Annotated in this window: 20 protein-coding genes; 7 read left to right on the top strand and 13 right to left on the bottom strand. The window is 41.8% G+C overall.

Features of this window, described 5'->3' with window-relative positions:
* Positions 1-112: 112 nt before the first annotated feature.
* From Q0791_RS19940 to Q0791_RS19955, 4 genes are all read right to left on the bottom strand, one after another.
* Positions 113-952, bottom strand: a complete 840-nt coding sequence (locus Q0791_RS19940) for a PepSY-associated TM helix domain-containing protein (protein WP_299010303.1) — start codon at positions 950-952, stop codon at positions 113-115.
* A 35-nt stretch (positions 953-987) separates the two neighbouring features.
* Entirely contained in the window at positions 988-1509 is a 522-nt protein-coding gene (locus tag Q0791_RS19945; RefSeq protein ID WP_299010307.1) for an FMN-binding protein, read from the bottom strand.
* 119 nt (positions 1510-1628) lie between these two features.
* The gene (locus Q0791_RS19950; RefSeq protein ID WP_299010311.1) at positions 1629-2810 is read right to left on the bottom strand and encodes a porin; all 1182 of its coding nucleotides are present in this window, start codon (positions 2808-2810) and stop codon (positions 1629-1631) included.
* A 200-nt stretch (positions 2811-3010) separates the two neighbouring features.
* On the bottom strand, positions 3011-3646 hold the full coding sequence (locus Q0791_RS19955) for a queuosine precursor transporter (RefSeq protein WP_299010314.1): 636 nt from the start codon (positions 3644-3646) through the stop codon (positions 3011-3013).
* A gap of 170 nt (positions 3647-3816) precedes the next feature.
* Between Q0791_RS19955 and Q0791_RS19960 the strand changes: the two genes are divergently transcribed.
* A complete protein-coding gene (locus Q0791_RS19960) occupies positions 3817-4239 on the top strand; it encodes a GNAT family N-acetyltransferase (RefSeq protein ID WP_299010317.1) in 423 nt (140 codons plus the stop codon).
* Between the two features lie 132 nt (positions 4240-4371).
* On the opposite strand, the gene Q0791_RS19965 is transcribed toward Q0791_RS19960, so the two are convergent.
* The 9 genes from Q0791_RS19965 to cmoA form a co-directional block, all read right to left on the bottom strand.
* Complete coding sequence (locus Q0791_RS19965; RefSeq protein WP_299010320.1) at positions 4372-6036, bottom strand: glycoside hydrolase family 3 N-terminal domain-containing protein; 1665 nt, start codon at positions 6034-6036, stop codon at positions 4372-4374.
* Positions 5976-6785: a glycoside hydrolase family 3 N-terminal domain-containing protein gene (locus Q0791_RS19970; RefSeq protein ID WP_299010322.1), complete on the bottom strand. Its 810-nt coding sequence runs from the start codon at positions 6783-6785 to the stop codon at positions 5976-5978. The genes Q0791_RS19965 and Q0791_RS19970 overlap by 61 nt, the downstream gene beginning before the upstream one ends.
* A gap of 424 nt (positions 6786-7209) precedes the next feature.
* Positions 7210-8106 (bottom strand): LysR family transcriptional regulator, encoded by an 897-nt coding sequence (locus Q0791_RS19975; protein WP_299010324.1) that lies wholly within the window; start codon positions 8104-8106, stop codon positions 7210-7212.
* A 26-nt stretch (positions 8107-8132) separates the two neighbouring features.
* A complete protein-coding gene (locus Q0791_RS19980) occupies positions 8133-9872 on the bottom strand; it encodes a M2 family metallopeptidase (RefSeq protein ID WP_299010326.1) in 1740 nt (579 codons plus the stop codon).
* 85 nt (positions 9873-9957) lie between these two features.
* The gene (locus tag Q0791_RS19985) at positions 9958-10908 is read right to left on the bottom strand and encodes an alpha-L-glutamate ligase-like protein (protein ID WP_299010328.1); all 951 of its coding nucleotides are present in this window, start codon (positions 10906-10908) and stop codon (positions 9958-9960) included.
* A 2-nt stretch (positions 10909-10910) separates the two neighbouring features.
* A complete protein-coding gene (locus Q0791_RS19990) occupies positions 10911-12419 on the bottom strand; it encodes an inactive transglutaminase family protein (RefSeq protein WP_299010330.1) in 1509 nt (502 codons plus the stop codon).
* Between the two features lie 9 nt (positions 12420-12428).
* Complete coding sequence (locus tag Q0791_RS19995) at positions 12429-13202, bottom strand: RimK/LysX family protein (RefSeq protein ID WP_299010332.1); 774 nt, start codon at positions 13200-13202, stop codon at positions 12429-12431.
* Positions 13203-13221: 19 nt separating this feature from the next.
* Positions 13222-14217, bottom strand: a complete 996-nt coding sequence (gene cmoB, locus Q0791_RS20000; protein WP_299010356.1) for a tRNA 5-methoxyuridine(34)/uridine 5-oxyacetic acid(34) synthase CmoB — start codon at positions 14215-14217, stop codon at positions 13222-13224.
* 91 nt (positions 14218-14308) lie between these two features.
* Positions 14309-15040, bottom strand: a complete 732-nt coding sequence (cmoA, locus tag Q0791_RS20005) for a carboxy-S-adenosyl-L-methionine synthase CmoA (protein WP_299010335.1) — start codon at positions 15038-15040, stop codon at positions 14309-14311.
* Between the two features lie 328 nt (positions 15041-15368).
* Here cmoA and aspS point away from each other — a divergent pair, with 328 nt between their 5' ends.
* The 6 genes from aspS to Q0791_RS20035 all read left to right on the top strand — a co-directional run bounded on the left by aspS (position 15369) and on the right by Q0791_RS20035 (position 21378).
* A complete protein-coding gene (aspS, locus tag Q0791_RS20010; protein ID WP_299010338.1) occupies positions 15369-17150 on the top strand; it encodes an aspartate--tRNA ligase in 1782 nt (593 codons plus the stop codon).
* 104 nt (positions 17151-17254) lie between these two features.
* Positions 17255-18001 (top strand): YebC/PmpR family DNA-binding transcriptional regulator, encoded by a 747-nt coding sequence (locus Q0791_RS20015; RefSeq protein ID WP_299010341.1) that lies wholly within the window; start codon positions 17255-17257, stop codon positions 17999-18001.
* Positions 18002-18270: 269 nt separating this feature from the next.
* On the top strand, positions 18271-18792 hold the full coding sequence (gene ruvC / locus Q0791_RS20020) for a crossover junction endodeoxyribonuclease RuvC (protein ID WP_299010344.1): 522 nt from the start codon (positions 18271-18273) through the stop codon (positions 18790-18792).
* A gap of 97 nt (positions 18793-18889) precedes the next feature.
* The gene (gene ruvA, locus Q0791_RS20025; protein ID WP_299010347.1) at positions 18890-19507 is read left to right on the top strand and encodes a Holliday junction branch migration protein RuvA; all 618 of its coding nucleotides are present in this window, start codon (positions 18890-18892) and stop codon (positions 19505-19507) included.
* A gap of 141 nt (positions 19508-19648) precedes the next feature.
* A complete protein-coding gene (gene ruvB / locus Q0791_RS20030; RefSeq protein ID WP_299010350.1) occupies positions 19649-20653 on the top strand; it encodes a Holliday junction branch migration DNA helicase RuvB in 1005 nt (334 codons plus the stop codon).
* Between the two features lie 236 nt (positions 20654-20889).
* Positions 20890-21378, top strand: coding sequence for a GNAT family N-acetyltransferase (locus Q0791_RS20035; RefSeq protein WP_299010353.1), 489 nt, complete (start codon positions 20890-20892; stop codon positions 21376-21378).
* The last annotated feature ends 567 nt before the right edge of the window (positions 21379-21945 follow it).

Raw genomic sequence — 21945 nt, forward strand, 5'->3', positions numbered from 1 at the left:
GTCGATATCAAGGCGGAATTTCGTATCTAATAGCTGGCTATTAGTAGAAAAAACAACACAGATAGGGGCAAAAATAGCGGTATTAAGCGGCGCTGCTTATCCCGAGTTCAGGTTATTTATCATACTTGCTTGGTTTTCTTTTCTTGCGCGGTTTTGCTGTACTTTGCCATAAGTAGATCCCAGTGAGTGACATGACAATCAGGGCGAGTGCAACTAAGTCCATGAACCAAGGACCTAAGGGACCAAAAAAACGACCACTATGCACATCAAGAAGTACACGTTCCCAGCTTAAACTGTGACTTCTGGCTCTGAGTGACACCTTTGCTAGTGCTTCAGGGACTTGAAAGCTGGGCAGAGGTTCAACCCATTTAATGGCCTGCAAGGGGGTTGCTGGCGTCCAATCGATGAGATCCTCATTACTGAAAAAGTACCCGTTAGCCGTTTTAAGCCAAAGCTGTCCATCTTGGCCTATTGCTTCGATATGTTGTGGTAAACCTAAACTACTGTCTTGCATTTCTATTAATTGGCCATGTGGAGAAATAAGGTAAAGTGTTGAAGGTGTTATCGCCAAATAGAGTTGATTAAAAGGAATAATGGCTGAAATGGGCTGCTGGGCTTCAATAGGGGGAAATTTTTCAATCCAAATGAGATTATCCGAGCTGGCGATCAGAGGATGAGTTTGATATATGCTGATATTGGAGGGGGGTTTAATACCATAATTATTCAATAACCAATTGAAGGTCACTTTACGTGAGTCTAAAGATAACGGGTGACTATGATTAATTAATATTCCGGTTATTGAGAGTAATATGACAAATATTACACTCAATATACCCAGTTTTCGATGCCAAAAACGAAACTGTTTACTGGCATGTTTACGCATTTTATGGTGCTTTATTCGATGGTATTTTTTTGTCATATCGATTGGTACTTGATTGAGCAATAATGACATTTGTGAAGGCCATACTCATGAGTGCTGCGACGCATTCAATCTTTGTTTTGTATTTTAGCATCGAGCCAGAGTGCAATGCGTGATAACTTAGTTAATGCTCGCACTGAGAGAGTTGCGCCTGTAATGCCGTCGATATGTCTATTCAGTGTCAGATCATCATTAAGCTTAGCGGCTTTAAATTGATCGGTAAAAAAAGCATGTCTGACTTCATCGCCACGACTTTCACGGTAGATCAGTACTTTTATTTGTTCAATCTGTTTATTTTTGACATGTATGCCCACAGTAATGGGGGATTCTTTGCCGATTTCATTTAAAATCCAAACGGTTTCACGGCCTTTTTGCCAATAACGGATCCGCATTTTATTAAATTTATGGGCTAAAATATTTTCTATGACTGTTTGAGCATCATCATCAAGCCAAAAGACTTTTGCTTTCGCCGTTGAAGTTTGTAAGGCTTGGCTAATGAAGGCTTTCGGTGTTTGATAAGTGCCTTTTGCTAAGCTCGCTGTACTATACGAGAGAATGATCAAAAGAGACATTAAAGGAGTCAATTTCATGTTTGCTTACCCCCCCTTTAAATCATTCTCATGAGTTCATGTTAAGCCCTAAGCCAATCAGTTTCGCCATCTCTGATTGGCATTTATTTTTACCTGCTATTTCAGCCTGTTAATAGTGACTAAAATTGATAACCCACGCCTAAATTAAATCCGTCTGCATCATTGGCCCCACCTTGGTTCTCATAGTCTGCTTTAAACACAACATTTTCATGTAGCCAATAGTTGATACCCACATTCGTTTGTTTAACTAAAGTATCATCATTCATGCCTGCTTGGGTATCATATTCATTATAGCGTGCAAAGACACCAACACTCTCATTAAAGCGGTATGAGGGTTCAATAAAATAACCATCTTGTTTATCTTTTCCTAATGCTTCTGCTTGGCGACTGTCTATATTCCAGTTTGCAATGAGCGCTTTGATGGTGAATTTTTCAATGGTGTAAATCACATGTCCAGTGAGTAACATGGCTGGAGCAGAGTCAACACCGGCTGCGCCTTGAGTGATATCGCTTTGATATTGCGCTGTCGCCGCGAGTTCTAAACCTGGAATGGCGGTGTATTTAATGCGTGCAGTATAAGCGAAATCAGAGGCGATGGCTTCTGAGACCTTTTGGCGGCCACTGCGAATATTATAGGCATTATCGCCTGTTGTTGGAACATTCAGCCCACTGGTCATCGCAGCATCAAAAACCAATCCTGGCATAGCTAAAATGTTAAGTGCCAAACCGCCTTCCCACCAAGTGGTTGGAATAATATTTGTTTCTACTGGATTACGCTCAACACCATAAAACGTGGCGGGCTCATGAGTTTCATTTAAAATGCCTACGGGTATGAGAAATAGACCGGCTTTGCCACTGAGCATTTGATTAAAATCATGCTCGACATAGGCTTGCTCTAGTTCAACTTCTCCATTTTGTCCATCACCAGAGACGGAATGTTCCAGTTCCACTTCAGAGAAAAAACGGGTATTTGCGGTAAATTCATGATTAAAGAAAAGGACAAAACGATGAAAGTCTATTTCTTCATGACGGGTGTTAGTTTGATTATTTTCAATATTGTTATAATGTAACTCGCCATATCCCCCTATGGTCGTCGCACTTTTACTGCTAGTACTGTTGTCAACCACATCTGCTGTTCTTTCCACTCTTTTTTCAGTTTCATTCAAACGTCGCTCAAGCTCATCGAGTACTTGTTGTTGTTGCTTAATGGTTTTTCTTAAGTCTTCGGTATTGTCGGCAGCAAATACTATGGGTGCAGACAATAAGGTGGTCAGTAGACCAGCCAGTATGGTTTTTTTCATCTTAATCCCAATGTGTAGTGGTTGAATTGTTGCTTTAAAACTGATTAATGTATTTTATTTTTTACATGCTTGTAATGCAAATTATTATCATTTATAAAACTCTTTATATTCAGTTAATTATACTTCGGATCCTGTTGAGTCTCTTTTGATAAATATTCACTAGTTAAAAAGAGTGAAAGTGTATTTATGAAAAAGTGTTTTTATGAAATGGATTCTTGTTGAATGTATTTAACGATTTGTGCTGATGGCCAGATCATAATGCCTGTGATCACCATTTTTGAAAAAAAGGACACACTAATGAGCTCAATAATCTCGGGAAGCGTTTTCATGTTATAAAACCAAATGCTGTAGCCTATGACGGTAAAGAAAAAGACACCAATAATGGTTGAACAGAAACTTCGCAGTGCATAATGGCGATGATTTAATTTGTTTTTCCACCACGCCATAATACTGATATTGATCAATGAGCTGATGGTTAATGCAATAATCAGTCCCCAGTAAATATGGGGTAGTGGCCCTAGTATCGTTTCATAAGCAGGCTGAATGTTAAAGGTTTTAGGAGAGGGCAAATAAATAATCTGGCTGAGTATCACATCAAAAATAAACTCCATAAACAGCGAACAAAATAATAGAAACCTCGCTAATTTCTTACCATATACTTCATTGATCATGTCGCTGATCAAATAAATAACGGGAAACACTATTAAGGATGCTGAACCATGAATGGTTCCCAGCACAATGATTTTATAGGTTAGTAAATCACTTGATATCACACAAAGCATGTAAAACATGGCTATGGTGATCAGCAATTTATAATGAAATTGATGAATTTTCATGGTCGCTCTCGATTATTGTTAGCTATGTGAAGAATAGTCGAGGAATGAAAATCAACCATGTTTTGTGAATGACAATTGAAGGATGAATGAAGCCTTATTTTCTTGAAGGAAATGGTTCCAAGATTTTGTTTAACTGTTTATAATAACTCATTTTTTAATGAGAAATCCCTATGGTAAGAGAAGGTACATTTGAAGAAGCATTGAGTGTTTTTGATAGTATTCCCGAATTCGAACGCTATGCTAGCGAAGCGGATATGAAGTCAAAATTGATTAAAGGATCGCTGATCCTCATTACAGAAAAAGCAGGTGAATTAATTGGTTTTAAAATGGGCTACCCTTTGAACGACACAGAGTTTTATAGCTGGTTAGGCGGTGTGGTGCCCAAGCATCGAAAAGCAAGTCACGCTCAAGCCATGTTAGAAGAGCAAGAGCAGTGGCTTAGAATGCATGATTATAAGCGGGTGAGAGTCAAATCGATGAATCGCTTTTCGGGAATGTTGTGCATGCTGATCCGTAATGGCTATGACATTGAACGGGTAGATGAATATGCTCATTCAGAATTAGAGCGGATCTGTTTTGTGAAGACGCTTTGATAGGTTTATTGACCATGTACATGCTGCTTAAGAGAATGAGCTCTGACATTTTCGGTGCAGGTTTCATGAGAGGTGGCAGCCCAGTAACATACCGAGTATGAATTGAGCTGCTTGCCTTTCTCCTTCTTAGTTTTAGTGTGAGAAGGTCGCTAGACCATAACCGACTTCAAATAATGGCTGGTCAAATTTGACCCTGCCTTTACCTTGACTATAGATGGGATAGTCCTGTAACGATTCATCATTGCTGATCCAATCGACCGAGAGTGTATTGGCGCTGTTTGCATTACAGTGGATTTTATCAGTACTTTGACCATCGCAGAACAAGTATTGACCTGTAATAGCATTGGTCAGTGCTGTTCCCGCTGCGGGGCCTGGAAGCCAAGCGGCAATAAAGGCATCACTGTTACTGAGTGCTTGAGAATCATCACCATCGATTATTCTGGTGCGGCCGGAGAGGAGAATACTGATCAGAGGAATATTGGTATCATAACCTTGTACTTGATTGATGATTTGATAAGCAAAATCATCGTTAAAGCCGACATTATTATCATAATCCATTGCCAGTGTCGTAGGCTGATCTCCCATAAGGTAGGCATTTAAATTTAAGGAAAATAAGCAGCCTTCAGTACTATCAAGCCCAGCAGCACAATAGGGGTTACTGACATCTCCCATAAACTCTGAATAAGGGTATTCGGCCAGTACACCAATGATAAGTGTATTACTTGCTGTCATATCACTGGCGTAATCAGCCAGTTTTGTGAGAAAGCCATTTTCCGCAGAGGTAATGTTTTCGGTTGTGGTATTGATATTATTACCGTAGTCGGGATAGAGCAAGGTTGCATCGGGAAACGCATTTTTTGCCGCATCGAGCACACTCATGGCACCGGAACGGGTCCGATATTCTTTATCTTCCCACCAAGTGTTGCCTTGCGCACCTTGCCATGACATTGTCCAGCCTCCGGCTTGTGCTCCTATATTATTGTAATTTTGATAAACACTTTTTTGGTAACTACCTGCATCTGTGTATTCATTAATCGTCACATCACCAACAAAAACGACATATTGAATATTGTTTGGTTTAACAGGCAGTACGTCATTGTCATTTTTTAATAATACTAATGATTTTTCTGCCGCTTTGACTGCTAGGTTGATTTTCTCTTTTTGAGGATATTGTTCCTGTGACAATGTCTTAAAAGAATGATGCCATTGGTTTTTATTATCCAGACTGATCAGCCCCATTGCATATTTAACCGCTAGAATATTATTCACTGCTTCATCAATGCGCTTTTCACTGATCAAACCATCTGTGACGGCTTTTTCAAAAATGGTCAGGAAATCGTCTAAACTGGTGTAATCACTTGCTGAGCTTGTGATCATTATCATGTCAATGCCATTATTGATGGCCAGAGCCAGTGCTTGTTCGTAAGGCAGCGTCATTGGAAATGTGCGATCGGCAATATTTGCAATCGCCCCATAATCACTGACGACAAAACCTTTGAAAGGCTTTCCGGTTAGTGTGCCATCGAGAAGCTGTGATTTGAGGTTATCTTCAATTGACATAGGTGTGCTATTAACCGAGCTGTAAGACACCATTAAGGAACCTGCATTGGCATCGATCCCGCCTTCATACCCTTTTGCGTTGACATTCGTGAAACGATCTTCATCAGTGACAACAACATTGCCTTGATCAACGCCGCTTTCAGTGGCCCCATCACCGATAAAATGTTTAATGGTTGCTAATACGCCTGTGCTTGCAAACGTACCATTTTGATTAATTTGTTGAAGTCCTTCAACCATGCGCGGGTATCTTTAAGTGCATTTTCAGGGACACTGCCTAAGGTTTCAAATGTGCGGCCCCAATTGGGATTATGACTAATGGCGACGGTAGGGGAATAGGTCCAGTTAAAGCCAATTTGTAACATGTCATTTGCTACGACTTGTCCGATTTTGTTGAGTAATTTGGGATCGTGTGTCATAGATAACCCAATATTTTGAGGAAAGATCACATTGCCCAGTACTTCGTGAAAACCGTGAACAGCATCAATACCGGTCAGCAAAGGAATCGTCACTTTTTGCCCGTTTTTTAATGTGATCACGGGCGAGTTGTTATTGGTGCCTTCAATGAGTGGCTTCCAGTTTTCAGCTGTTGCTGTTAAATAAGCATCAGGATCATACATACCAGCACTGACAGAGGTGCCATCGGGGATTTCGCCACCTGCTGCTAAGACTGCACCAATATAATACTGTTTAAATAAATTGTAATTGAGATAATAGGTGCCATTTTCATCTTCAGTCTTAATAAAGTTATATTTTGGCAGTGTCATTTGGCCAATTTTTTGTTTTAACGTCATTGAATTGACAATGCTGGCTGTTTTAGCTCGATAGTCATCAAAGATGTTTGCACTATTTTTAGGGACATTTATAACGGTAGTTGCGAGATTATTCTTTTCATTTTGCTGGCTTAAGGTTATATCGTCTGTTTGGTCGCTAAATGCACTTGTGCATACTAGGCTTATGGCTGTGAGCCCAAATAGAGTCGCACGCATATAATGATCTCCTGCAAGGTCAAGTTATGTGATATAAATGATGCGCTTTTAATGTTGGAAGTGAAAGATTATTAAAGGTGATAACGTCAGATAGTGCTAATCTCGCATAAGTGAATGATGGAGTGTTTTCTCTGTTACTCTTGTTGGGTATATGGTTACTGTGTTTAATTATGATTTTTTAGTGTTTTAAATTGTTTGTTTTTTTGTTTTTAAAGTGTTTTTGCTATCCATTTTTGATTTATAATATTGTCATTATAGTTTTTTTGAAAATAAAAAGTAAAAATATCCATAATATAAATTACGATTATTGACATTAAATTACATTTCTGTGTTAATTATGGTGTTATTTATTTTGTAATGATGATTATACATTGTTTTTACTGTGTGAATTTTTGGTTTGTTTTTTATGTTTTTTAGGTTTTATTCACCTTAAAGATAAATGTTGTTTAATAATTAACGATTCAAGTAGCTTTGAAGCTGGGCCTTGTTGCTCTCTATTGGGCACGACAAGACTGAGCATGACTTTGCGTTGGCTGTTTCCTGATAAGTTGAGTTGAATGAGTTCAGCTTGTGCCAGCTCTGTTTCAATGAGATGTGAAGGGATCCAACAAAAGCCGATGCCTTTTTTCAAAATGTTAATGGCTTCGTGAAAATTTGAGACAGTCCAACGTTGCTCGGCTTTAAGCCAGCCAAGATCGGCTGTTTCATGACGTGCGGTATCTTTGATGACAATTTGCAAGTGTTCAGCCAAGACTTTGTCATCTTCAAGGAAGGGGGTGGCTGCGAGTGGGTGCTGAGGATGACAGACGAGGATGAAGAAGATATCGCATAAAGGCTCGGCAAGATAACCTTTAGGGGGGGCGCCGTCACAAATGGCTAAATCGACAGATTTTTCTTTAATAAGTTCTTGTGTACCTGTGATAACGGAATCTAAAATGGTGATGCGAGTGCCTCGACTTTGTGGAAGAAAACAATCTAATGCATTAATTAAATTATCCATGGGATAAATAATTTCTCTGGCTAAGGTGAGTGTAGGTTCCCAGCCTTGTTGTAAATTACTGGCCAAGTTTTCTAAATTGTGCACCGATTGGGTGATATGCCTTGAATGACGTAATAGCACTTCACCGCTGGGTGTTAATTCTGCTTTACGTCCATGCACTTCAAGCAGCGAGACACCCAATTGCTGCTGCAATTTCCCCACGGCATGATTGAGAGACGACTGACTTTTATTCAGTTGTTCTGCGGCTTGAGCATAGCCGCCATAATCGATTACAGCTTGCAATATTCGCCATTGTTCTAATGTAGATTTTGCTCTATCCATAGTAAAAGGCCTTATTTATTTCGGTTTCAATGGGCTTGTGACGTTCTTGAGCAAGCGAGAGGGGAATTTTGCTTCATTTTTTGAATAAGCCTATAAGGTGTGATTGGCATATTGAGTAAATGTGATAATCGTTCAGTGAGTTTTACGGATCTTTCATTGATCACTAAGGTATTAAAAATGGTTTTGGGATCCTCACAAGCGTGAAGTGAGTGATAGAGATATTCTCCCAGGCTTGATTGCCACAAGGTGTGGTAATATAAAGGGCCTTCATCAGCAATCGCACTGAAACTCACGGGATAATTATTCACGTTTGGCCAAATGTCACCAAAGGCATCGCTAAAGGCTTGGCTGAGATGATCTATTGAACTTGTTTTATTATCTTGATAAGCACTTAATGCCACTTTGGCTCTAAAAATGGTTAATTGCTTGCTATAAGCTTGAATGATAGCTTCTCGGCTGCCCGTTTTTGGCGAACCTATGAGGGATTGGGTTAATGCGTAGGTTAGCCAATATTGCCCGATATTGGCACTGTCATAGGTTTCACCTAAGGTGTTATTAAAATAATAGTGACTGCCTTGGCTGAGATCGTTTATTGCCATGGCGACGGCTTCAATCATTTTTTTGGCGGCTTGATAACTTGACACATTATTTTTAATTTTGAGTTCAAGTTGTCCAAATTGTTGTCCAACCACTAAATGCCGTATGGGCTGATAGGCAAATTGATTGGCAGATGAAATAAAGACTTCTCCTAACAAGCGTTCATTAAGCCAGACTCGGTGAATACTGGGTGAGATAATCTCAAGGTGAATGCCATAGGGGATGAGCGCTTGGTATAGTTGAGTTAAAAAATCATGAGTACTGACGGCAATGAAAGGGGATTTCTTCGCTTTTTTTAATGCCATTCCTATGTCCCATGGGGGAATATTCATTGGGCGAGTCTGACTGTCCAAAAAGGCGTTAACCAATGCTGGAGAATACAAGACTTGTGTGGAGGTTTGTAAACTGGCGAAATCCTTAAAGCCTTTTTTCTTGGCATAAGTGTTTTGAATATCGACAATAGTCTTCAGTATTGGGGTATTACGTTCGATAGTGCGAGCTTGGTAGGCTTGCCAGATTGTTTTTCGGCAATTGGGATTGGTTTGCTTTAATAAATAGCTGGCGATAGACTGATTAAAAGCTGCTGGCGTTTGCGTTTGTTCTTTTACTGCCGTGCTATTATCTTGAAGTTGACAGCGTTTATCGTGAAAATGTAATGATAATGCTTGGGAGGCTAACCCTTGCTTGAAAGCCGCTTGTGCGGTGTGAAGTTGTGACTTGGATTCTCTATCTCGTTGATTATAGACGAGTCGATATAGCCGCTGCCCTAATTGGGCCAATTCGTTATTAGGCGAATTTAATAATTGGGGAAGTAGCTTAGTGAAGCCATCAGATAAGACAAAACGTTGCAGGCCATCACTTAAATAAAACTGACAATGTAATAAGCTTTCTTTGTCATCATTATGGATAGGAAATTGCTTATAATAATTGACTCTGTCTTTAATATTATAAAAACCCAATAACTGATGTTCTAGATAAGTCATGCGCTCAGCCAAGGCATCGTCATCTTGTGTTGTGTTTAAAGGAGAGCTCATCAGCCCTGTTGATAGCGGCGGAAGCTGTAAGCATTGTTTAACTAAGAGGGATAGCGGCGTGGTTGCCGAAAGAGTCACAGAAGAAAAGCCGATACTGATAAGTAGCAGTATCGGTCTAATACCAACAAACATCATTGTATTATCCTGAAAATAATGGTTCCTTGAAAGCAACCTCCCCTAAAAAGGCAAGGGCTGAGTAAGGATTTTATCCTTAAAATGCTTACCCTTTAAAACAAAAATGTGCTTTGGCATAAGCGACGCGATCTTCAACGGACATAGGTTCATTCCTTAATTGTTCAATATGTTGTAAGGGGCCTAATAATCCGCAGTTATTGGCAATTTGAATGGCCAGTCCCGGTCTGGCATTGAGTTCCAGTAACAAGGGGCCGCGGTGTTTATCCAGTACCATGTCGGTGCCTAAGTAACCCAGTCCAGACATTTCATAGGCTTTGGATGCCGTATGTAATAAGGTATCCCATTCAGGTACGGCGATGGCGGTGAGGTTTTTTTGGGTGTCAGGATGATGATTGAGTGGCGTATCAAATTGAACAGCATGTAAACCTCTGCCTGTGCCAATATCGATGCCGACACCCACCGCACCTTGGTGCAAATTTGCCTTGCCGTCTGAAGCCGCAGTAGATAAACGTAACATGCCCATGACAGGAAACCCTTTAAAAACGATCAGGCGAATATCCGGAACACCTTCATAAGAGTAGCCTTCAAAAACAGGATCAAATTGAATGAGGCCTTCAACAATGGCAACATCCGGGTTGCCACCTAATGAAAACAAACCGCTAAGAACATTGGACACATGGCGATATAGTTCATCATGTAAGACTTCATCACCATTAGGTTTGAAATAGCGGTCACCTTCGACTTTGGTAATGACTAAAATGCCTTTACCACCGGATCCTTTAGCGGGTTTAATGACAAAACCGGGCAGTCCTTTGACCATAGCAGGAATGTCATTGATGGCATGTTGAACAAAAATGGTGCCGATTAACTCAGGTACGGCGATGCCATTGGCCATGGCTAATCGTTTGGTACTGAGCTTATCATCCACTCGCTTATAGTATTTACGCTCATTATAACGACCAATATAGTCGATATTGCGTTTATTCATACTCAGTACACCATTGCGGTGTAGGGCTTGAGGCCGGGCGAAGATCATGGTTATTCTCCAGCCAAAGGTTTAAAGCGTTTTAATTCAAGTAGGCGATAACCTGTGTATTGCCCCATCACTAACACTATGGCCAACACGATTAAATGGATCCCTAAGAAGTTAAACACCCAATGTTGTACCCAACTTGCGCTCATGGCAAGGTAGGCCAGTGTCGCGACGAGTAGACTGCCTCCCCCTTGAATAAAGACTTCTTTAGGGCCTTCTTCTTCCCATAAAATGGACATACGTTCAATGGTCCATGCCAAAATAATCATAGGAAAGAAAGTGATAGTTAAGCCTTCGCTTAAGCCCAGTTTATAGGATAATAGCGTGAAGACGCCGATAATACCTATGACGACGATAATCACAGCCGATATTCGTGATATGAGCAATAAATTGAGCTGGGATAAATAGGCTCGTATCATGAGTCCACAAGAGACGATGAGTAGAAAGCCGACTAATCCTGTGAATAAGGTGGTTTGAATAAAGGCCAAGGCGATTAAGACGGGCATGAAAGTGCCAGAGGTCTTAATGCCAATCAATACGCGTAAAAAGACCACCATAAGTACGCCAATGGGGATCAATAATATGCCTTTGAATAAACTTTGTTCTTCCAAGGGGAGTTGATAAAGCGAAAAGCTTAATGCGTCATTATTACGTAAAATATCAATGGAGGTGGCGAGGGCAGAGCGGGTATCTTGTAGCATTGAGAAGCTGACTTGTGAATTGGTTCCGCCGATGACGTCTAAGACAGATTTACCCGATTGTCCCCATAACAGTAGATTCTCAGGGCGGCCCTGTGTGCCGTCATTTGGGTTAAATAAATACCACTGGCCATCATTATAGACTTCAACAAAATTGATTAATTCTTGTCTGCGTCGTTGATCTTGTAAATACAAGCCACTGACTTCACGTGCTGGAATGGCTTTGTTATGTAAAATATTAATAAATAAGGATGTGGCTGAGTTTCCAGAGAGGAGTAACTCTACATTTTGACTGCGCTCTGCGGCATTAAATTCTTTATTTAATTGCTGAGCGAAAGATAAATTGGTTGCACTGTGATCCCACACTTCTTGAGTAACTTGTTCTGCTGCGGCTTTTTCTGTTGCTGGCCAAATATAAGGCGTTGGCGCTTCAGGGACTGTTGTGGCTAAAATTTTAGTCTGCCCCGTGGGAATTAAGGTCACCTTATAGTAGAGATCTTGCCGTCCTGTGGCAGAGCGTTTCGACCAAATGGCACGTTTATCACCGTTATCGTCGTTGCTGATACTTAAGCCATATCCCGGTGAGGTGGTATTTTCCACTAACACTTCATAAGCAGGATCTTGAGGTAATGAAAAAGAGGCTTCAACGGGTTTTCCTGTTCCTTGAAAACTCACTTTGGCATCCACTGCCCAACTTTGTACCTGTTGTCCCGGTAAAAAAGGGACGTGGTGTTCTACACTGCGATAAATACAGGCAGCAACACCTAATATAAATAAGAAGGCAACTAAAAGATAAAAGGGTTTCTTAGAATGCATCGGGTATCCCTATTTGTTAGAATTGATCTTGTTTGGGTCCTTCTTTCCATGAATAAAGGTCTTTCCTACATCAACAACGGCAATATCTTGCATGAATTTTCTGCCTAATAGTAAGGGGTAGTCAAGGTGACTACGATTCACTAAATTTAATTCCGTTTGGGCTTCGTATTCACCAATTTTGAGGTGGGCGAGAATAACGGGGCGGCGGTCGGCAGCATCGTCAGCGTCTTGTTTGATACGGACAAAGCGGACGACTTTTGCCTCAAAGGTTTTGGCGGGTTTATCAGGTCCATCGACAAAGACGTCGAAACGAACCCATGAGCTGCCATCGCGTTCAAATAACACGATATTACGAGAATCCAGAGAGGAAGATTCAGCCCCAGTATCGATACGAGTATTGAAACTGGCTTTGACTTCATCGACATAGACTCGCTCGATTGCACCTAAGAGAAATTTATCACCTAAAGGAGACTGATACTTTTCATCGACTTTAGGTTGACTCTTCTGGACATTAGGCTTGTGTGTTTGTGCTGCGGAGGCGGCTTTTAGGGTTTTTACTTCATCTTGTAATGAGATTAATTGCGCATTGAGTGCATTCAAACTGGCTTGCTGGGACGCACTGCCGAGATAAATACCGGTTAAAATTGTGTCTCTTTGCTGAGCTAAACTGGTTTCAAGGGCCTTAGCATCAACAGGTTCGGGTGTTGGGGTTACAGCGTCTTTGGTGGCACATGCAGCCATTAGGCTAGAGAGTGCTATTATACAGGTCGTTCGCTTCAACATAGAGGTTCTCATAACACAATTACTCGATAAGATCTTTATTTGGCTGATTTTTAGTTGCGATGATTGTCGCTCGTTTAGGCGCGGGATAACCTTCAACAGTCAGATTTATATCGTTAGGATCTAAATAATCAACCAGGGATTCATTAGGCATCCACTCAGTGCTCCGTTGCTCAGCCAAGGATGTGACATCGATATTAACGCATTTTATGTCGATAAAGTCACTTTTTCTTAGCCATAACATTAACGCGGCCACAGAAGGCAGAAACCATACATTGTTCATTTTGCCGTATCTGTCTTCGGGAACCAAGACGGTATTTTCATCGCCATCAATGACTAAGGTTTCTAAAATTAACTCCCCGCCCGTGCGTAGTTGGTTTCTCAGTTGTATTAAGTGATCTATAGGGGAACGTCTGTGATAAAGCACACCCATAGAAAAAACCGTATCAAATGCATTCAGTGGCGGAAGGGCTTCTATGCCTAAGGGTAACAAATGAATAGGGTGGTGTTGACCTGCGAGGCGCTTAATGGCTTCAAATTGACATAAAAATAATGTAGATGGATCAATTCCCACAACATGTTTGGCCCCTTCGCCTAACATTCTCCACATATGGTAACCACTGCCACAGCCGACATCGAGAACAGTACGATTGGTTAAGGGAGAGATATGTGCTTGCAGTCGCTCCCATTTCCAATCTGAGCGCCATTCAGTATCAATATCAATACCATGAATAGAATAAGGGCCTTTTCGCCATGGTTTAAAGATCCCTAATAAGTTTTTCAGTTTCTCTTGCTCACCACTGGTGAGCTGTTGACCTGAGCCGATAGTGACACTGGTTTTAAAATCAATCTGATCCGGTGCTGGGTAGTGTAACTTATTGAGGACTTTTTCCCATTTGGGTAAAGTGCCATGTTTATGCTCGCGTTGCCACTGACCTAAAATAGCAGGTAGGGTTTCTAACCAATGTTGTAGACTTGAGTCGGCGATGTGTTTGTAAAAGGAGCTAAAGCTAATCACTAATGTGGCCACCATGGGTTGTTTCATGTCTGTGGTACAACATGAAAGGGTCATTATTCGGTGTTGATCTGTTATCGATTACACACGGCATTTATTTTATTGCGATGATAGATGCAAAATTAAAGCATTGGAACCAGATATTAAAATGTTCAAATCCTTGTGATTTTAGGCGTTGTTCATGTTCTGGCAGTGTATCGGGTTTCATCACATTTTCAAGTGAACTGCGTTTTTGGCTGATTTCAAGTTCACTGTAGCCATTGGCTCGTTTAAAGTCGAGATGTAACTCATCAAGGGTATGTTGGATCTCGTGATGTTTAAAATACAGTTTTTCAGACAAAATTAATATACCGCCAGGGTTGAGACCTTCATAGATTTTTTTGATTAAATGCTCTCTATCATCTGGCGCAAGAAATTGCATGGTGAAATTTAAAATAACCAATGAAGCATTATTAATATCAATATCCCTAATATCACCACAAATTAAATCAACAGGTGTTTGACTGACATAAGAGGCGAGATTTTCTTGGCAACGCTCAATCATCGCTTGGCTATTGTCAACGGCAATGATGCGACAATTTTTGTCTTGAATACGTCGCCTAACACTTAAGGTGGCCGCACCCAATGAACATCCTAAGTCATAGACATGGCTATTGGGCGTCACAAATTTATGAGCTAAATCCCCAATTGAATTAATGATTTGTCCATATCCAGGCACGGAGCGGCGGATCATGTCGTTAAACACACCCACCACTTTACTATCAAATTGAAAATCGCTGACTTGTGTTAAGGGAGTGGCGAAAAGTGTATCTTGAGAAGCATTCATTTAGTTTACAATGTGAAAATAAAACCTATTATTGCCGCCATGATAGCAATTACTTGACTGACTATCACTGGAAATTTTAAGAAAAATTCTGTTTGGTATTTTTTTAAGGTGTATCAGAATGAGGATCATCATTGAAAATTCTCGCTGATTTTGAAAATGTGCCCGTTTTTAAAATGCGCCTTTATTGTAAACACAAAAAATTGGTTGATAGTTCGCCGACTGATAGATGTGTGGTTTCGAAGTGGGTGATATTTTATTATAATGTCGCTTTTGTCTTATTTTGAATATTCCTCAAGCACCAGTTTGCGGATTGAAAGGAAGGAATGAAATGCGCAGTCAATATTGTGGGGACGTCAATGCGTCTCACGTTGGACAGGAAGTAACGTTAGTCGGTTGGGTCAATCGAAGCCGCGATCTCGGTGGTGTTGTATTTTTAGATTTGCGAGATAGAGAGGGCATAGTACAAGTTGTTTACGATCCTGACTTGCCAGAGGTTTTTGATGTTGCCAGTTCATTGCGCAGTGAGTTTTGTGTGCAAGTGACCGGCCTCGTTCGTGCTCGCCCTGATAGCCAAGTGAATAAAGACATGCGTACTGGCGAGATTGAAGTCCTAGGTAAGGGGCTCACCATACTCAATAGTGCACCTGCCTTGCCCATCAATATGGACAAAAATCAGCATAACACAGAAGAGCAGCGTCTTAAGTACCGTTATTTAGATCTTCGTCGCCCTGAAATGGCAGAGCGGATTATTTTTCGCTCTAAAGTGACCAGTAGTGTTCGTCGCTTTTTAGATGGCAATGGCTTTTTAGATATTGAAACCCCTATTTTAACCAAGGCGACGCCTGAAGGGGCCCGTGATTACCTTGTTCCAAGCCGAACTTATAAAGGGCAATTCTTCGCTTTACCTCAATCGCCTCAATTGTTTAAACAATTATTGATGATGTCGGGCTTTGATCGTTATTATCAAATTGTCAAATGTTTCCGCGATGAAGATTTACGCGCCGATCGTCAACCGGAATTTACGCAAATCGATATCGAAACCTCGTTCATGAGTTCAACGCAAGTCATGGAACAAACTGAAGCTATGGTTCGCGGATTATTTAAAGAGCTGTTAAATGTCGATTTAGGCGAGTTCCCTAAAATGACCTTTGAAGAAGCCATGCGCCGTTTTGGTTCCGATAAACCGGATTTGCGTAACCCGCTTGAACTTGTTGATGTGGCAGATTTAGTCAAAGAGGTAGAATTTGCCGTCTTTAAAGGCCCAGCTAATGATGTGGACGGTCGAGTGGCGGTATTGCGTATTCCAGGTGGCGCTAAGCTGTCACGTAAGCAGCTAGATGAATATGCTAAATACGTTACCATCTATGGCGCGAAAGGCCTTGCGTGGATGAAAGTGAATGATTTGGATAAAGGCATGGAAGGTATTCAATCACCTGTGCTTAAATTCTTATCTGAGGATGTGGTCAATGGCATAGTGGATCGCACCGGCGCGCAAACGGGAGACATTCTTCTATTTGGTGCGGATAAAGCCAATGTGGTGGCAGAAGCCATGGGCGCATTAAGGTTAAAAGCCGGTGAAGATTTTGACTTGCTTGAAGGGGATTGGCGTCCACTTTGGGTCGTTGATTTTCCCATGTTTGAACGTACCTCGGATGGCGGTTTACATGCCATGCATCATCCTTTTACGGCACCGAGCAATATGACGCCAGAAGAACTGGAAGCCAATCCAACGGCTGCTATTTCTGATGCTTATGATATGGTATTAAATGGTTGTGAGCTTGGTGGGGGTTCTGTACGTATTCATAATGCGGATATGCAAGCGGCTGTTTTCCGTATTTTGGGTATTGAAGAGCAAGAAGCCAATGAAAAATTTGGTTTCTTACTGGAAGCACTGCGTTACGGTACGCCTCCTCATGCGGGTCTGGCTTTTGGACTTGACCGTATTGTCATGTTGATGACGGGGGCCACTTCTATTCGTGATGTGATGGCTTTTCCAAAAACCACCACAGCGGCATGTCCATTAACCAATGCACCAGGTGAAGCGAATCCGGCTCAATTGGTTGAATTAGGCATTGGTGTGTTAGACGCACCTCAAGCTGACGCAGAATAAGTATTCGATTTTTTATCGCGAATACAGACATAACAAAGACAGCACAAGGAAGTGGATGCATGTGTCCATTTCCTTTTGATTTTAACCTCTTTAGGGAGTTATCAATGGCAGGTCACAGTAAATGGGCGAATATTAAACACCGTAAAGCGGCCCAAGATGCAAAACGTGGAAAGTTATTCACAAAATTTATTCGAGAGTTAACAGTGTCAGCCCGTGAAGGGGGCTCAGATCCCGACGCTAATCCTCGCTTACGTGCGGCTATCGATAAAGCACTGTCTAATAATATGACCCGTGATACTGTGGAGCGCGCAGTGAAACGGGGCGCGGGTGAACTTGACGGACAAGTCCTTGAAACCATTATGTATGAAGGCTATGGGCCCGGTGGCACTGCTGTGATGGTAGAAACCATGACGGATAATCGTAACCGTACGGTATCGGGCGTGCGCAACGCGTTTAGTAAGTCGGGCGGCAATTTAGGAACAGATGGTTCAGTTTCTTATCTTTTCGATAAAAAAGGTATCATTTCCTATGGTGAAGGCGTAGATGAAGATGCCTTGATGGATGCGGCATTAGAAGCTGGTGCGGAAGATGTGGTGACGCATGAAGACAGTTCCATTGATGTGTTTACCACTCCAGAAGACTTTGGCAGTGTTAAAGATGGACTGGATGCGGCAGGATTTGAGGCGTTAAATGCTGAAGTGACTATGATCCCTTCAACGAAAGCGGAGTTGGATGCGGACACAGCAGCTAAATTTATGCGTCTCATTGATAATTTAGAAGATCATGATGATGTTCAAGAAGTGTATCATAATGCCGACATTTCCGATGAAATCATGGAAAACCTCGAATAACCTTGAAAAAATGAGGTAACAAAGGGATAAAGCTTGTCTTTTTGAGTTTTCAGCTGATATGTCATTATCATGTTGTTTTGTGTTTTACCGCTCAATTATAGAAACGGCTTCATTTTATTCAAATTGAGTTTTCAGCTGATAGTTGCTTATCATCTTGCTTTGTTATTATGCCGCCCTATGTCTATGTCTATGTCCATGTTTATGTCCATATAGTGATATCGTGTAGTGGATAGTGGCGGCTTTATTTTATTCCATTAATATAGGATATTATGGCGATTATTTTAGGTGTGGATCCCGGCTCAAGGATCACAGGCTATGGCGTGATCCAATGTCAAGGTCGGCACCAGCAATACCTAGGTAGCGGCTGTATTCGTACATCCAGTGATGAACTGCCGCTGAGATTGAAACAAATCTTTAATGGCTTATCAGAGATCATTCGTCAATATCACCCCACAGAATTTGCCATTGAACGGGTGTTTATGGCAAAAAATGCCGACTCAGCACTGAAACTGGGTCAAGCCAGAGGGGCAGCGATTGTGGCGGCAACGGTGGCGGACTTGCCTGTTGCAGAGTACAGTGCGACACAAATTAAAAGTGCCGTGGTGGGCTCAGGTCGTGCACAAAAAGCCCAAGTGCAGCATATGATCCAGCAATTATTTGATTTGCCTGCGGCGCCTCAGGCGGATGCGGCGGATGCATTAGGGGTGGCTGTATGCCACTTCCATACCAGTCAAAGTTTAGTGGCACTGGCAGGAAAGGCGGCCCGTCGAACTTATGGTCGATATAAATAGGCAAGTTATTATTAAGTCGATTTTAATCGACAATGGCATAAACAATGGCCATTGTTAATCGTAAATTAAAAACCAGCATAATCAATGAGAGCGTCATATGATAGGTCGATTAAGGGGCAGCTTGCTTGAAAAGCAGGCGCCTGAAGTGCTATTAGAAGTCAATGGTGTAGGCTATGAGTTACAGTTACCGTTAAGTTGTTTCTGTGAATTGCCCGAAGTTGGTACTGAGGTTATTCTTTATACCCATTTTGTGGTGCGTGAAGATGCGCAATTACTCTATGGCTTTATCACTAAGCAAGAACGCGCTCTGTTTAGGTTATTAATTAAAACCAATGGCGTTGGGCCAAAATTAGCGTTAACGATTTTATCTGGCATGAGTGCCAGTGAGTTTGTTGCTTGTGTTGAGCGTGATGATGTCGTGACACTGGTGAAGTTACCCGGTGTGGGCAAGAAAACCGCTGAGCGTTTATTGGTTGAAATGCGTGATAAGCTCAAAGCATTATTAGAAGCCTCTGTTGGCTCAGAGCGTGAATTTGTACTGCAGACCAACTATGCGCCAGCGCCGGTGGCGAACACCGCCGAAGAAGATGCAATTAGTGCATTATTATCATTAGGTTATAAGCCTGCTCAAGCCACGAAGGCTGTGGCTGCGGTTTATACTGATGGTATGGACTCAGGGGCATTAATTAAATCGGCACTCAAGGCCATGCTATAGTCTTTTGTTCGTTCATTTGTGTTTGTGCATTTGTGATCGTGACTGTGCGTATAAATATATGTATATAGGGTATTGATATATGTGGAAGCATGTTCATTCTGTTTATGTCGACGCAAACAGGTATTGTTTAAAGGATAAGTGATGATAGAGGCAGATAGGCTTATTCAGCCACAAGCCATCATACAAGATGAAGCCATAGATCGCGCCATGCGGCCTAAATTACTCGATGAATATACGGGTCAAGATGATACCCGTGCACAATTAAAGATTTTCATCGAAGCGGCGAAAAAACGCGAAGAAGCTTTAGATCATATTTTGATTTATGGCCCGCCGGGGCTAGGTAAAACCACCCTTGCCATGATTGTAGCAGGGGAAATGGGTGTTAATATTAAATCCACTTCAGGCCCTGTACTTGAAAAAGCGGGGGATTTAGCGGCATTACTCACCAACCTTGAGCCTCACGATGTGCTGTTTATTGACGAAATTCATCGTTTAAGCCCTGTGGTTGAAGAAATTTTGTATCCAGCAATGGAAGATTATCAGCTGGACATTATGATAGGTGAAGGACCTGCGGCGCGATCGATAAAATTAGACTTACCGCCGTTTACCTTAATTGGCGCCACCACACGTGCCGGCGCATTAACTTCACCATTGAGAGCGCGATTTGGTATTCCACTTAGGCTTGAGTTTTATAATGTCAAAGATTTAAGTGCCATCGTGACGCGCTCGGCCAATGTGATGGGGCTTGAAATCGATGGGCTTGGAGCGAGTGAGATCGCGCGGCGCTCTCGGGGCACGCCGCGTATTGCCAACCGATTATTACGTCGCGTGCGGGACTTTGCCGAAGTGAAACATGATGGCGCCGTCACGCAAGCCATTGCACAAAAAGCGCTTGATGTATTGGATGTAGACAATGAAGGTTTCGATTACATGGACAGGAAGCTCTTGTTTGCTATTATCGATAAATTCATGGGCGGGCCTGTGGGGCTTGATAATCTCGCTGCTGCCATTGGTGAAGAGCGGGAAACCATTGAAGATGTGCTAGAGCCGTTTCTTATTCAACAAGGCTTTATTCAACGCACGCCTAGAGGCCGCATTGCCACCCAAAGGGCTTATCAGCATTTTGACTTGGCCAAGCCTGAGTAATACACATAACTGAAACAAAATGAAGAGGTCAGCATTCGCTGGCCTTTTTTAATCAGCGTATTGTTGCCACTGGCATAATCTATTGTTAAATTTGATTTTAATTTAATAAACTGAGATTTCGACTTAATAAATTGATTTTATATGCAATATTTTACAATTTATGATATGAGTAGAGTAGTAGATTCATAATATGAGTAGAAGAGTATAGCAGCGTGTGAGCGAAGGAGTAACCAGGTATGATCACAGTGAGGCACAGCGAGTTTTCCGATTTAGCGGCAATAAAAGCCATTTTTGAGCAAGAGCATGCCTATAGCAACACCTTGCAACTCCCGTATCAGTCCAGTGAACTCTGGGAAAAAAGGCTCACGAGCTGTTCTGATAATCATATTAATTTAGTGGCCCTCATTGATGATCAGGTGGTGGGACAATTATCCTTACAGGTGATGGACAGGCCGAGACGAAAACATGTGGCCACCCTTGGCATGGGAGTGTCCAGTGCACACAGAGGCAAAGGGGTGGGCAGTGAGCTGTTACGTGCTGCAACCGATTTAGCCGATAATTGGCTCAATATTCGGCGAATGGAATTAGAAGTGTATAAAACCAATGAAGTCGCCATTGCTTTATATCAAAAGCATGGCTTTGTCGAAGAAGGCGTAATGCGAGATTATGCCTTCACTCATGGTGAATATGTGGATGCCTTGATGATGGCAAGGTTGAGGAGGTGAGTTCTATTGTGAGTGCCACTCACACTCTAACTCACACTGGGGATATTTGATATTAAGCTTCGCTTAATTAAACGTCGTGAGTTCCCACTCTTTTTTGTAATAAAGAGTGGACCAAAAGGGGATCTACAGCAATCCCCTCTTGGAGCTCCGGTGCCGCCCCTAGCGGAGCAAAGCGCTTTATAATTCAAAGAAAAAGAATAGTTATCGCCTCATATTCACCGTCCGTGGTTCACCTAAGGCTATTTTCGGCATCCATGCCTTAATCACACGATTCTTTGTTGAATTATCTTTGCTGCTCCGATGGGGAGCCTAAAGCTAAAGAAGTGTCCATGCCGTCATCCATGCTTAAAGGGCAGTTCGGCAAAATATGTCCGTATATTAAAGTCAGTTCAGCTTTGATATAAATGGATTTATGAATGCCGTGATAGCAGGGATGCTATGGAACGGCCCTGCTTCTCGTTCATTAGCTTATGGCGTTGCCATATTCACCATGCCTCTTATATGGACTCCCGTGAGTAATCAACCTTTTTGTTCAGTAAAATGAGTAAATGCGAACTTATATACGGG

Origin of the sequence: uncultured Shewanella sp. (genome assembly GCF_947495455.1) — a bacterium.
Taxonomy (GTDB): domain Bacteria; phylum Pseudomonadota; class Gammaproteobacteria; order Enterobacterales; family Shewanellaceae; genus Shewanella.

Bases quoted from the DNA above. Each gene is read 5' to 3' on its own strand.
- Q0791_RS20015 (WP_299010341.1), top strand. From the start codon at position 17,255: ATGGCAGGTCACAGTAAATGGGCGAATATTAAACACCGTAAAGCGGCC.
- cmoA (WP_299010335.1), bottom strand. From the start codon at position 15,040: ATGAATGCTTCTCAAGATACACTTTTCGCCACTCCCTTAACACAAGTC.
- Q0791_RS19975 (WP_299010324.1), bottom strand. From the start codon at position 8,106: ATGGATAGAGCAAAATCTACATTAGAACAATGGCGAATATTGCAAGCT.
- Q0791_RS19970 (WP_299010322.1), bottom strand. From the start codon at position 6,785: ATGCGTGCGACTCTATTTGGGCTCACAGCCATAAGCCTAGTATGCACA.
- Q0791_RS19980 (WP_299010326.1), bottom strand. From the start codon at position 9,872: ATGATGTTTGTTGGTATTAGACCGATACTGCTACTTATCAGTATCGGC.
- Q0791_RS20035 (WP_299010353.1), top strand. From the start codon at position 20,890: ATGATCACAGTGAGGCACAGCGAGTTTTCCGATTTAGCGGCAATAAAA.
- Q0791_RS19995 (WP_299010332.1), bottom strand. From the start codon at position 13,202: ATGTTGAAGCGAACGACCTGTATAATAGCACTCTCTAGCCTAATGGCT.
- Q0791_RS19945 (WP_299010307.1), bottom strand. From the start codon at position 1,509: ATGAAATTGACTCCTTTAATGTCTCTTTTGATCATTCTCTCGTATAGT.
- aspS (WP_299010338.1), top strand. From the start codon at position 15,369: ATGCGCAGTCAATATTGTGGGGACGTCAATGCGTCTCACGTTGGACAG.
- ruvA (WP_299010347.1), top strand. From the start codon at position 18,890: ATGATAGGTCGATTAAGGGGCAGCTTGCTTGAAAAGCAGGCGCCTGAA.
- Q0791_RS19955 (WP_299010314.1), bottom strand. From the start codon at position 3,646: ATGAAAATTCATCAATTTCATTATAAATTGCTGATCACCATAGCCATG.
- ruvB (WP_299010350.1), top strand. From the start codon at position 19,649: ATGATAGAGGCAGATAGGCTTATTCAGCCACAAGCCATCATACAAGAT.
- Q0791_RS19950 (WP_299010311.1), bottom strand. From the start codon at position 2,810: ATGAAAAAAACCATACTGGCTGGTCTACTGACCACCTTATTGTCTGCA.
- Q0791_RS19985 (WP_299010328.1), bottom strand. From the start codon at position 10,908: ATGATCTTCGCCCGGCCTCAAGCCCTACACCGCAATGGTGTACTGAGT.
- Q0791_RS19960 (WP_299010317.1), top strand. From the start codon at position 3,817: ATGGTAAGAGAAGGTACATTTGAAGAAGCATTGAGTGTTTTTGATAGT.
- Q0791_RS19990 (WP_299010330.1), bottom strand. From the start codon at position 12,419: ATGCATTCTAAGAAACCCTTTTATCTTTTAGTTGCCTTCTTATTTATA.
- ruvC (WP_299010344.1), top strand. From the start codon at position 18,271: ATGGCGATTATTTTAGGTGTGGATCCCGGCTCAAGGATCACAGGCTAT.
- Q0791_RS19940 (WP_299010303.1), bottom strand. From the start codon at position 952: ATGTCATTATTGCTCAATCAAGTACCAATCGATATGACAAAAAAATAC.
- Q0791_RS19965 (WP_299010320.1), bottom strand. From the start codon at position 6,036: ATGGTTGAAGGACTTCAACAAATTAATCAAAATGGTACGTTTGCAAGC.